Annotated in this window: 11 protein-coding genes and 1 pseudogene; 10 read left to right on the top strand and 2 right to left on the bottom strand. The window is 41.6% G+C overall.

Annotated features, from left to right (window positions below; all coding sequences use genetic code 11):
* Positions 1-152: 152 nt before the first annotated feature.
* On the bottom strand, positions 153-1,031 hold the full coding sequence (dapA, locus tag L4C33_RS14260) for a 4-hydroxy-tetrahydrodipicolinate synthase (RefSeq protein ID WP_428813091.1): 879 nt from the start codon (positions 1,029-1,031) through the stop codon (positions 153-155).
* Positions 1,032-1,354: 323 nt separating this feature from the next.
* Here dapA and L4C33_RS14265 point away from each other — a divergent pair, with 323 nt between their 5' ends.
* The 7 genes and pseudogenes from L4C33_RS14265 (at position 1,355) to bcp (L4C33_RS14295) (ending at position 9,403) form a co-directional block, all read left to right on the top strand.
* A complete protein-coding gene (locus tag L4C33_RS14265; protein ID WP_428813092.1) occupies positions 1,355-1,897 on the top strand; it encodes a glycine cleavage system transcriptional repressor in 543 nt (180 codons plus the stop codon).
* 12 nt (positions 1,898-1,909) lie between these two features.
* Positions 1,910-2,242, top strand: a pseudogene (gene bcp, locus L4C33_RS14270) (thioredoxin-dependent thiol peroxidase); the annotation flags it as partial.
* 90 nt (positions 2,243-2,332) lie between these two features.
* Positions 2,333-3,733, top strand: a complete 1,401-nt coding sequence (locus L4C33_RS14275; protein WP_428813093.1) for a tyrosine-type recombinase/integrase — start codon at positions 2,333-2,335, stop codon at positions 3,731-3,733.
* A 1-nt stretch (position 3,734) separates the two neighbouring features.
* The gene (locus tag L4C33_RS14280; protein WP_428813094.1) at positions 3,735-6,092 is read left to right on the top strand and encodes a hypothetical protein; all 2,358 of its coding nucleotides are present in this window, start codon (positions 3,735-3,737) and stop codon (positions 6,090-6,092) included.
* A 13-nt stretch (positions 6,093-6,105) separates the two neighbouring features.
* The gene (locus L4C33_RS14285; RefSeq protein ID WP_428813095.1) at positions 6,106-8,307 is read left to right on the top strand and encodes a site-specific integrase; all 2,202 of its coding nucleotides are present in this window, start codon (positions 6,106-6,108) and stop codon (positions 8,305-8,307) included.
* A complete protein-coding gene (locus L4C33_RS14290) occupies positions 8,307-8,792 on the top strand; it encodes a bacterioferritin comigratory protein (RefSeq protein WP_428813096.1) in 486 nt (161 codons plus the stop codon). The genes L4C33_RS14285 and L4C33_RS14290 overlap by 1 nt, the downstream gene beginning before the upstream one ends.
* A gap of 146 nt (positions 8,793-8,938) precedes the next feature.
* Entirely contained in the window at positions 8,939-9,403 is a 465-nt protein-coding gene (gene bcp / locus L4C33_RS14295) for a thioredoxin-dependent thiol peroxidase (RefSeq protein ID WP_428813097.1), read from the top strand.
* Positions 9,404-9,456: 53 nt separating this feature from the next.
* Here the strand turns inward: bcp (L4C33_RS14295) and L4C33_RS14300 are convergent, their stop codons facing one another.
* Complete coding sequence (locus L4C33_RS14300) at positions 9,457-9,795, bottom strand: helix-turn-helix domain-containing protein (protein ID WP_428813098.1); 339 nt, start codon at positions 9,793-9,795, stop codon at positions 9,457-9,459.
* Between the two features lie 103 nt (positions 9,796-9,898).
* Here L4C33_RS14300 and L4C33_RS14305 point away from each other — a divergent pair, with 103 nt between their 5' ends.
* The 3 genes from L4C33_RS14305 (at position 9,899) to L4C33_RS14315 (ending at position 12,195) form a co-directional block, all read left to right on the top strand.
* On the top strand, positions 9,899-10,429 hold the full coding sequence (locus L4C33_RS14305) for a hypothetical protein (RefSeq protein WP_428813101.1): 531 nt from the start codon (positions 9,899-9,901) through the stop codon (positions 10,427-10,429).
* Complete coding sequence (locus tag L4C33_RS14310) at positions 10,423-11,802, top strand: DEAD/DEAH box helicase (protein ID WP_428813099.1); 1,380 nt, start codon at positions 10,423-10,425, stop codon at positions 11,800-11,802. Before L4C33_RS14305 ends, L4C33_RS14310 begins: the two co-directional genes overlap by 7 nt.
* 105 nt (positions 11,803-11,907) lie before the next feature.
* Complete coding sequence (locus L4C33_RS14315) at positions 11,908-12,195, top strand: hypothetical protein (protein ID WP_428813100.1); 288 nt, start codon at positions 11,908-11,910, stop codon at positions 12,193-12,195.
* Positions 12,196-12,633: the final 438 nt, after the last annotated feature.

Genomic DNA, 12,633 nt, shown 5'->3' on the forward strand with positions numbered 1-12,633 from the left:
GAAATCATCTTTTGCCTGACGGCGTTGAGAGAGGCACTACCAGAACAAGCGGTAAGAACAAAAACAGCCAGTGAACCGATCACTAGCTGGTGAGAATACTTCATTTATACTCCTAAATGCCGAAGTTCGACTTCGGCATCACTTCATACTAATTAGTAAATACAAGCTTCTGTCATAGCTTGAGCAACAACAGGTCGCGCTGGCTCAGACAGTTCCGTCAATGGTAGACGTAGGTCACCATGAGTAATTAGACCTAACTTATGGACAGCCCATTTTACTGGGATAGGGTTTGATTCAACAAACAGGTTTTTATGTAATGGCATCAGCTTTTGATTAATTGCTTCAGCTTCTTCATAACGGCCATCTTTCGCAAGACGGAACATTGTCGCCATATCTTCAGCAGCAATATTATTCGTTACAGAGATAACACCATCACCACCACGCTTAACAAATTCTAAGCCTGTTAGGTCATCACCACTTAGTAAGATAAAATCTTCGCCACAAAGTTCACGGTGAATTGCAATTCTATCTAAATCACCTGTCGCATCTTTCAATGCAACAATATTATCGATCTTAGATAGGCGAGCAACCGTCTCTGGTAGTAAGTCTACCGCAGTACGACCCGGAACATTGTATAGGATCTGTGGAACATCGCTTGCTTCAGCAATCGCTTTGTAGTGTTGGTACAAACCTTCTTGAGTTGGTTTGTTGTAATAAGGAGTCACACTTAAACAGCCGACGATACCAGAGCCATTCAATAAACGGCTAAAAGTAACAGACTCGTGGGTCGCATTTGCGCCAGTGCCAGCAATGATTGGAATGCGGCCATCCGCGAACTCCACCATTTTATGAACAACTTTGACATGCTCTTCAACGGTTAATGTAGCAGACTCGCCAGTTGTACCTACGGCAACTAAGCCATCACTACCAGCAGTGACGTGATGATCTACCAGCTTTTTCAAGCTATCGTAATCAACTTCACCGTCCGGATTAAATGGCGTAACTAACGCAACGATACTTCCTGAAAACATGTCTATCTCCCTTAATTGATTCTTTTTGCATGGTACTGTAAGGCGATTGATAAACACAAGAGATTAAGCGGCTTACATAGTACAAATGGATGAAATTGTGCCGTATATTCGAAGCGTGACACCTATTGATATATACAACGCGATAATTGCACTGAGCGCCTTATTCTAAAAGCGTTAAGTACCATTATGTCAAATCTAAGTAATTTTGACTTTAGTGTTTATTGATACAAGGAATACCACAAAAAGCCAATTTGATGCACTTATTGTTCACAATATCTGTGCTACCATGCATGGAATTATGGAAAAAATAAAGAAGTGATTTTATGACTCAACATCTAGTAATCACAGCGGTAGGAACAGACCGCCCCGGAATATGCAATCAGGTGGTCAATCTAGTCACTCAATCGGGTTGCAATATCATTGATAGCCGCATCGCTCTATTTGGTGAAGAATTTACTCTCATCATGTTACTTTCTGGCAAAGCGAATAACATTACTCGTGTTGAAACTACCTTACCTTTACTTGGGCAAGAACATGATCTGATTACGATCATGAAAYGTACCTCACCACATGAGTTTGTTGATAACTCTTACACGCTTGAAGTTTTCGTTGAGTCTGACGATAAAGTTGGACTAACCGAAAAGTTTACGCAATTTTTTGCAAACCGAGATATTGGTTTAGCGTCTTTGAGCGCTCGTACTATTAATAAATCTAAAGTACAGCTAGAGAACGACCAATTCCACATTTCGATTACCGCATCTGTTCATGCGGATTGTAACTTGATGCAACTACAAGAAGAATTCAATGCGTTGTGTCAGGAGCTTGCAGTTCAAGGCTCGCTCAATTTCATCAAAAACAGTCTATAAAAAGGAAATATCATGAATACGCTGACAGCCGGCACTCCTGCACCAGCCTTTTCTCTACTTAACCAAGACGGCGAAACCGTTTCATTAGCCGATTTTGAAGGTAAAAAAGTTCTTTTTTACTTCTACCCAAAAGCAATGACTCCAGGCTGTATTGTACAAGCTGAAGGTCTACGTGATATCAAAACAGAATTAGACGCGCTCAACGTTGTCGTTCTTGGTGTCAGCATCGACCCAGTAAAACGTCTGCCTAACTTCATTACTAAAAAATCACTTAACTTTGATCTTCTTTCTGATGAAGATCATCAAGTTGCTGAACAGTTTGGTGTTTGGGGTGAGAAAAAATTCACCCTTGAATAATTTTTATGACATGACACCTTGATGAGTTTCTATGACATTCTATCTTTAATATGTGGGTAACATACTGAAGGTTGTTTTATGATAGAAGCACATGAAAAAAAACATTCTGATATCTATGATGACTACCGATTGCTATCCATAGAGGTAGATACATTAGCAAAGTTAAAAGTATCAGAGAGCATCAATGCTGACTCTGTAGAGGTGACTTATAGTCCCTACCTTTCTCCTTCCAATCTAGAATCTCGCCTCAAAAAAACAGACATTATCATTACGCCCGATGGGAATATTGTTTACCCACAATCTCTTTACCTCGTCTCAAAACTGCGTGGTGATGGGGCCGTCAAGGACACTGACTCAATTGCAAAGGGCTTATTAGCTTTTACTCGTTATTTAGATTCAACTCACCACCTTCAAGTCGATGAAGACGGTGATGAGATACCCCCTGAGTATTTAACATATAAAACCCTATCGAAGTATGAAGAAGAAGGTGCACCTTGGCGCTTTGCAGAACACCTTTTAGCAAACTGCCGTGCCAAACCAAACGCTACCGGTGACGAAGCATACTCGCTTACCTCTGCAAGAAACTATATGGGCGCTGTGATTGGCTTTTATAAGTGGATACAAAAATACGGTTACCTCAAAAATGATGATGAGCACATATTAACACACTTCAGTAAAGTTGAGAGTTACGAAGGTGTCAATCAGCACGACATGCTTGCTCATACCAAGTCTGGTTCAAGTCGAGCCTATGAAATATCAAACATCATGAAAATATTTCCCAAAAACGATCAAACGCCTGCTCATAAAAAGTTAAAACCTATGACGTTCGATCATAAAGGGCTGCTCTATCAGCATATAGATATTTTGCCAAAGCCTATGTGCTTAATGCTAAGACTGTGTGAGGAAGTTGGGCTTAGAGTTGATGAAGCCACCCACTTTCCTGCACACAATATTGGTCACAAAGACTTTAGTGAACTAGACGTGGTACCTGTTCACATTACTCAGACCAAAGGCAGTAAACCCCGTACTATTGAAATCCCTATCGCGCTCTATGAAGAATTAGAGCAATACAAAGAGAGCAAACAACGACAACAGAACCTTATCAGATGCAAAGAGCTGATTGATTCTAAAGAAGAGCGAGATTCCACTGATTACCTTTTCCTCTCTAATAAAGGACGACCTTACACAGCAAATACTCTGGAAGTGCATTTTGGCGTACTAAGAAAGCACATCCGAACGCTAGAACCTAGTTGGTACTACCGAGTTCACGATTTACGTTCAACTTATGCCACGCATTGGCTTTGGAGTGAATCTAAAAAGCGACAGGTTACCTATGACTTTCTGATGGATGAGTTAGCAAACCTAATGGGCCATGCAAGCACCTCAATGACTGAAAAGTACATTAAGTTCATGAATAAGCTTGATGACCAATTGAGAGTTGCAATGAGTAAGAACAACAAGATAAACGGGGGGTGGTAGTATGGCAAAAAGCCCACTAGCTAAAAACTCAAAAAACACCAGATACGTTAGAAATAGCAAAAATGTTATTTCGTTACGCCTGACTATCCCTTATAAGAACACCCGATTAAGAACAGTAAGAGAGTTTGATATCTCGCATTTATTGCACCTTGGCGCTAGGTGCGATAACGATAAAATTGAAAGCCGCGTACCTTACTTGAGAAGTTTCTGTAAAAAGTCCAAGCAATATGTTGATAATGGTAAATCAGTAACAACTGTCGTGAGCTATTATGAGAGCTTACGCACTTTCATTGCCTTTTGTGAAACTGTAAAAATCAACCCCTTTTCAGAAGAAGGTTATTTAAAATACGTGGGGAATGATGGTGAGTTAAGACATCAAATTAAAATATACCAACCATCAAGAAGACTGTGGGAAAGGAGCCACGGAGAGGAGCTTGGCATTAAGGAGACCACAGCAAGAGCTATAGCTTCAAACCTTCGCACTGCCCTTACATGGTGTGGATTACCCGCTGATTCATGGATAACCCAACACCGAGGGTTTGGTGGCGAAAATACACCACACAAAGGCTATTCTGATGTTGAGGAAAAAGTCCTTGTTACTCGCCTAAGTGAGTTGTTTTTCACGTTAGCCCCACAGCTCATCGCTGCAAAAAAAGACAACCTAACACTGCCTAACAAATTACCTGTTTTTATTGATTTGGGAGGATTTCAAGAAGTAATTTCAATTGAAACATCTCTGAAAGCACGATCACATAGAAATAGTCAAAGTGGCACATCTGTAAAACCTTCCGCTGCGTTTAACATGGTGATGGGGGCGGCTTATCACCTAATGTGCTTTTTCACATCATTGAACGATAGTGACATAACAGGTATCGCTCATCCAATTACGATTCATACTGATGCGCGGGATAAAAGCTTACAGGTGGTCAAAGTGTCGAGCTTTAAAGCACGAGCCAACAAAGAGGTAGATGCCGTTCTAACCAATCAGAGCTTCAATGTTGATAAGCGTGATGGTGTGAAGTTTATTAAAACCCTTGAGACACTTTCAGCGCTGTACGGCGGTGGCGAAGAAGGCTCAGAGTTACTATTCACTCTCAATAGCCTGGGGAAGAAAAGTAACGCGTTTAGTTTGGGTCAATTAAACCGAAACCTAGCAGTGGAACTAAACCTACTCTCACCCATTCGAGCATGCAGTCTCCCCTGGTTTCAAGAGCTGTTTTATAGCTATCGAAACCAACATGTTATCGAGCTTAGCAAAGAGACTAATGAGCTTGGTAGAGTCGTCGTGAGTAAAGTGACTCGCCCATGCTCAAAAACGAAAGCCGTACAAGGCGCAACCAATGCCGCCTACTGTATTTTATCGTGTTACACAGACTTGCCACTCAAAGGCATCTTACTGCCACTTTCCTACTCGGAAAAAGATTCCGATGCAAACATCCATGTTTCGCTGAAATACCGAAATGGAGAGAGCCATTACTTCTCTATTCCGGCTGCGGATAAGACGTTAATCCAAAATATCGAACAATTCGCCACAGAGTTAGCGGATAAACAACGATCTAAAATGTCTGAGCGATTGCTGCTTAAACGAGGTCATGAAGGACAAGCGTCTAAAGACTGGGCTGGAATTAGTCCTATCAGCTCTCAGCTAATGTTTACATGGTCAATTGAACCCAACGATTACTTTATTTCACTTCAATCAAGCCGTTGGAGAGAAACGACCAGCAACCAGGTTTACTCCGATAATGGCAAAGGCGGCGTTCAGAGTCTCCTTCAAAATCTTCTTCAAACCATTGATACGCATTATACCAATGGAGAGCCGAGACTTAACAAGGTCATCATTTCACAAGCCATGCAAGTCATGGATCTAATGGGCGAAGATACGAGTTTAGTGCAAGCGAAAGCAATGGTTGTGGCTAAACTTGGCATTACAATGCTGGCACATGATGAATGGAAAAAGAAACAAGAGACAGGAAGAGCTAAAACGAACCCAAATGGTATTTATTGTAATGGACAACAAAGCATTAAAGGCGGTAAAAACACGCAGCTTGAAACCAATAACGCAATGGGCTTGAAACTGCCTTGTACCGAGTACGATATGTGTCATAAATGTCAGTCAGCTAAGGCAGTTGATGAGGTTCAATCCATCTATAAACTTATCTCTTTCATTGATGTACTGAAAGAAGCATTAAACCAATACCCCAATGCAAAAGAGGAAGTCCATCAAAAAATAGTCGCGTTTGAGTTCACTCTGGACGGGGCTAGTCAAGATGTATACGAAGATGCTATGGCGTTGTTTAACAAAAAAGGCCTTCATCCACGCGTATCCTCTGACCACGCCATTTTAGCTTTATATCGTTAATTAGGAGTCTACCATGATAAAACTACCTAAGCATGACCTTAACCGACAAAAAGCTATCATTGATGCACAAAAAAACGTTGCCAACAACACAAACTACCTGAACGATGTCTTAAAGCCAGCGATTGAAAGTGGTGAATGGGATGAACTTGAAAGGCTAGATATTGGCTTTACCGTCACTGGCGAATCACTTGGTAAAATTGGTGATGATAATGCGTGGAGAAAACTCCAGTCTTTCTTTGAGCCCTATGCCACCAGTACCGTAACTCTAGACTTCTCGCTTCAAGGAAAAGTTATTGAGCGCAATCTCCGTAATCAACTAAAGGCGCTTGCTTTAAAAATGATGTGGCTATCACCTAGAGACTATTCTTTTTTAACCATTAAGGTCACTATCACTAACTTAAAAAAGCACGTTGTGCCTCTTTTAAGTGAAGGTCTCAATAGTTTTGAGTTTCTAGATTTTAACCGATTAGAGACTTGGGAGCTTACCGGTTTCACGGATATATATTTTGAAAGAGAGAAAACCTACGCAGCACTAAATAAGTTATACACAGAGGCAAAAGGCCTACCTTTTGAGGTTGCCCTAACGAAAAAATTGAACGCGTCAGACTTTGGCTTATCCTTTAAAGAAGCCAAGCAATACACGGTTATCCCTCAACGGTTATATTATTTGGGACTGCAAAAATCAGAAGCATTAGTTAACGATCTGTACCAGATCCGTGATGAGTTGGGCAAGCTATCAGATTACATTGCAAGCTACTTTGATAAGGTTTATCAAGGGTATGCCAACTATCTTGCTAGTGACGAGTCAAAATTAAAAAGTGGCGCTCGTAAGTGGCATTTATGCCCAACCAGAGAAGAGAACAAAGAAAGAGCCACTGCCTTTAAAGAGGCTTTTTTAGCGCTAGACTCCCCCACAGAAGTCAAAACTATTGAGCTACTCTTCGAACATGCCCCCGAAATAAAGAGTGAATACACAGACAAATTTCACCCTCATAAGACTTTAAGGATAGGAACAAGGAAAATAACAAACCTTAGGGGAGCTCGAGCACTTTTTACAGAGATCAACGGGGGCTGTATATGGGCATTGATGGCTCGAACAGGTATGCGTGGTGATGAAGTATTTCACCTTCATACTACGAATGGGTGGATAGAAGAAACCATATCCAACCAAGCCATCTATATTATTCAAGCTGACCTCTCAAAGACATCAAAAGGCCCTCAATCAAAGCAGGATGAGTTTGTCACAACAGAGATAGGGAAAAAGGCTTGTGAGATTTTACAGGCTTTACATGAGCCTCTTAGGATGCGCCACCCTAACAGTCAAACGTTCTTCCATAAAGTAAGAGGAGGAGTTGGTGCTGTTAGTAAGAAAGTAATCATTAGGTATTCTAAGTATTGGTTTGAAAGAGCGTTGGGTGAGAATCTTGCGCTGACCAAGGACGATGTGATTGATTTGAAGCTCTCCGACCCTAACCTATCGTATAATGTCGGTGATAATTATGAATTTTCAGGGCATCAGCTTCGGCGATCGTTTGCTTACTACCTTATCGGTTATGAGCTTTGTGCTTTTCCGCAGCTCAAACAGCAGTTCAGCCATGTGTCAATGGCGATGACAAGACATTACGCCAAGAACGCAAGCAAGTTCCAAAAAATAAGAAAGAAAAAAGAGAACTTAGCCCATCTCATTGATGAAGAAAGGGTTGCTCAAAAAGCGCAGGTGTACCTGAATATCTACAAGAAGCTGGCGAACAAAGAACGTGTCGCTGGCGGCAAGGGCAAAGAGTTTGCCAAAAACATGATGAAGGCTGAGCGTAACCTGTTTAAAGATAAAGTCGATGACGACATGCTCTCGCTCAACTACTGGAAAAAGCAAATCCGAGATCAAAAGCGCCACATTCACGCCGTCGCCCCCGGAGTTTACTGCACTTCAACAGGTTGTAGCCTACGTACACAAGTCAACCTATTAGAGTGTGTGGACTGTAAGAACGACTATATTGTTGATGCCGTTTTTGCCGAAGCGAAGCGCAAAGAAGCCGAAATTCATATGCTATGGGACATTGAGCATGATGAATTAACGCCTCAAACAGCGTCAGAAGTGTATATCAAAATCACGGCTGCTGAACGCATTATGAAAGACTTAGATATCAGCTATGAACCCGTTGTAATACCTCAAGAGGTTCAAGACCTGCTGATACCCTGCGGAGTGACTGCATAATGACACAAGCAACTAAGAATAAGCTCATAAACGCCCTAGAGCGACTGTTAGAGGGTAAACCCGAAAACCGAGAGCTAAGGAAGAAAGCCCGAGAAGGTAAGCTAAAAATCAATAACATTAGCGTCGAGAAAGAAGCGGGGCTTTCTGTTGGGGCATTACGCAGACATAAAGATGTTCAAGATATGGTTAAGAATAGGTCACTGGAGTTTCGTGTAGCACAAGATGATTTAAGCCAGTCACCTATTGATGTTTTACAGGCGGAAGTGAAACAGCTAAAAATCGACAAGACCCAAGCAAATAAGAAAAAAAAGGAGTACCTCGACCTCGCTAGAAGTCATGAAAAGGCACTAGCCATACAAGCAGCCAGCCATATAAAAATGGTTCAGGAACTCATGGATATGCTGCACGAAAGTCAGCGAGAGAAGGCAATGGACAAAGTCGTCAAAGCAAGGCCAGATAACCTTATCAAGGGAGATTTCAGGTAAGAGCATCCTGTTTAGTGTTATCACTAGACAGGACGCTGAATTATCGATAAAAATGCACACTCTAACGTAATAAAAATGCTCTAAAAAGGACGTGGCGAAGAACGCTACGCCAAATACCATTAATTGAGAAAGTAAGGACAAAACCAATGGCAATCGAAGCCGGACAAACCGCACCAGATTTTACCCTTAATGACCAAGACAATAACCCAGTGACGCTCTCTGAGCTTCAAGGAAAGAAAGTGCTGCTCTACTTCTACCCACGCGCTTCGACGCCTGGGTGTACCGTTCAGGCTCAAGGATTGCGTGACACGAAAGCTGAACTAGATGCCCACAACGTTGTTGTTCTTGGTTTAAGCCCAGACACCCCGAAAAAGCTGACCAACTTTATCAATAAGCAAGAGCTGAACTTCACTCTACTAGCCGATGAAGAACACGAAGTTTGTGAGAAGTACGGTGTTTGGCAACTTAAGAAATTCATGGGCCGTGAAAACATGGGCGTTGTAAGAACAAGCTTCCTAATTGATGAAGCTGGTAACCTTGAGCATGTATTTAACAAGTTCAAGACTAAAGACCATCATGAAGTCGTTCTAGACTACCTTAACAGCAAATAGTATTTAAAAGACAAATAGAGCCAGTACCCTTTCACTGGCTCGCGTTGCTAATCCTATTTCGGGCTAGTATTTTCACATGACTCTTCAATAAGCCGCGCCGTCACCTCAAGAACCTTCTGCTTATCCGTTTCAGAGAGCTTATTTAGATTCACAGCTAACTCCGCAGAAATCTCATCTTCACAAAAGAAGTAACTCAAAGGCACGCCAAGTTCATCTGCAATTGACTTTAACGTACTGATATCTGGTGTATGTTTCCCCTTTTCGTATTGATTCATTCTCGGGCTTGCGGAGCTTTCATCCATACCTATACTCACCCCCAAAGCTTTTTGGGAGAGTTTCGCTTTTTTGCGTGCTTCTTTAAGACGCTCAGGGATTGGGTTAGTAAATGACACTTATAGTTCATATCTCTGATCTCAAGATAACTAAGATTTTCTTAGTTTTACTGATTTTTGTATACTAAGCAATCCTTAGTTTTTGGTTGGTGTAATTTTGGAAATGAAACGGGCTCGAAGAATTAGTGCGGTCATGCACAAGTTATTGATAGAAAATGGGTTAGATGGATTCACCGTGCTAGAAGCGAGAGATTTGTGGCTATCCCTTGATAATGTGGACTCCAATTCTGCCGAAGCTCGCAAAAAGGTGTACCGAGCAATTTTTCACTTTGAAAAGAAAAGTTGGTTGCGAAGTGAGGGCTCAGGCCGGAAAAAACGTTACTTTCAAACGGAACAATTTAAAGAGTTACATAACAATGTAACTACAAATAACCAAGCGAATATAAAACCTAAAGTACCTATTCAAAACTATTCCATTTTGAGCAACGAACGTAACGAATATAAGGGCGAATTGGAAATAATACTTGGGGAGATTGACGAGTATCAGTCGATCGTATCTCGATTTCCTGAGCTAGAAAATAAACTGGCCCCTTTGCATCAAGAGGCTAAAGAACGTGCCGCTTTATTGCTCGGTAAAGTGAACGTTTTAACCAAGGTTCTTAATACTCTCTATGAAGGAAATGAGCCGTGTTAAGGGAATGGCAAAGTGAATGCTCTGACAGAGCGTTGGAAAAATATCAATCCAACTGCTCCCATTTCTTTTGCCAAGCTACACCTGGAGCAGGTAAGACAGTGCTTGCCGCTAATATTGCGTCAAGGCTGTTACAAAGTGACATGGTAGATCTTGTATTGTGCTTCTCACCATCGTTGACGGTTTCTGATGGTATAAAAAGAACCTTTTCGTCGATACTTAAGTGTACGTTTAATGGTGGCATGGGATCTATTGGACAATCTTTAACATACCAATCTATCCAATTCCTCAATGACGAGTTTTGGCAAACACTGCGGAATCACCGGGTCTTTGTTGTCTTTGATGAAATACACCATTGCTCTGGCTCTGAAGTCGAAAATGCGAACATTTGGGGGCAGCAAATTCTCACAAAGATTCAAGGGCTTGCTACTTTTACCCTCGCACTTTCAGGTACACCGTGGCGTTCAGACTCTTTACCCATTGTGATGGGGGAGTACAGCGACCAAGACGGACAACTTCTTGTCGATTACCAATACACTCTTAAACAAGCTATAGCTGATGGTGTTTGTAGAACGCCCAAAATCGTCTTGGTTGATAATGGACACTTGTCTGTTAGTAAGAGCGAAAAAGTCGAATCCTTTTCATCAATATTAGAGATGCTTAAACAAACAAAAGCATCCTACCAGAGTGTTATTCACAACCAAGAGGCGATGGAATATCTACTCGGTTTAGGATGTGAGCGGCTAGAAAAAGTACGTCTCAGATCGCCCAATGCCGGTGGGCTGATTGTTGCAGCCTCGGTTCAACATGCGCAAACAATCAAAGAGATACTATCTCAAAAGTTTGGGCAAACCGTTTCTATCGTCACTTATCGACATGAAGAACCGCTAGCAGAAATAGAGCGTTATCGACAAAGCGACGTACAATGGATTGTTAGTGTAGGTATGATCAGTGAGGGTACTGATATTCCGCGCCTTCAAGTATGTTGCCATATGAGTTCAGTCAAAACTGAATTGTATTTCAGGCAGGTGCTCGGACGAATACTTCGTGTGAATAATACAATAAACCAACAAGCGTGGTTATTCACCTTTGCTGAACAAAGTCTGATTGAATTTTCTGAAAGGATTGAACAGGATATTCCTGAGTCTCGTCTCTATTTAAGTATGGAGAAACCTATCGAAACAGAGTTCTCTGGTCGAGGGAATAGCTTAAGTATCGCGCTTCCGCTTGAGCCCCAAAACAGCGGGAGAACAACAGTATCTTGGGAAAGCAGTACAGAAAGTTCAAATCGTCTCTATGGAACATTAGGAATGTTTGATGAGCTTCGACTTGGGGCATTTAAGCAGAGAATCATTTCAGCCTTCTCTTCTATGTGAGCGGGGAAACTCTAGGCTACAATGATTAACTAAAGACACATTGGAGTGTCGAAATGAACTACTTTGCAGAGGACCCCTTCTAGGTAATGTAAACCTGGAGGGTAAATGAAACAGCTAAAACAGCAGTACCGAGAACGTATTAAATACCAGATCCAATATCTTGGGGGGCTTTATCCAAGCATTCGCAGTGGAACCCACAAACACTTTTCTACAAAGCAAGAAAAGAGCTATTACTTTCTTCACAGAATTGAATGTAGAGGGTACCCAATTAAGCTGCGCGCTGCCCGAGGAAAAGCGTTACCTAACCCATGGTTCGACTACCCGTCGTATGTGTATGACCTAGCAAAAAGTTGGAAGCATAACTCGAAGCGTCAAAAACAATACTACCTATAACCCATCAAAGCTCTCAATTCTTGAGAGCTTTTTTATACGAAACACTCTCCAGTCGAAGACTAACCAACGGTAGTACTATAGTCCAAATCAAACCTATGAAGTGGCCGATAGTGAACCCACCTCCGACTGTTCTGCCATTGCGAAAGAATTTGAAGAACTTTACTCAAGGAAAAAAGCAAATGGTGATCTCGAAATAGATTAGTCATTTTCTGACGACGCTCAATGGCAGTCCATCGACTCTTACCTTTCTCACCACTTGAAAATTAAGATCTTTCATCCTGAGTAAGAACAACAATACACCCTTTTTTTAGTGACTTTCTATTTGTGCAGCAATTAATGCCAAAGGGGCTTGATTACCAGCTAATATCGATAGTCAGTCCACGAAGGGTGGACATATACAGTAGTAAACTAAATCTAAGATATTGATTTAGTTTACTT

Origin of the sequence: Vibrio makurazakiensis (genome assembly GCF_050337375.1) — a bacterium.
Lineage (GTDB): Bacteria > Pseudomonadota > Gammaproteobacteria > Enterobacterales > Vibrionaceae > Vibrio > Vibrio makurazakiensis.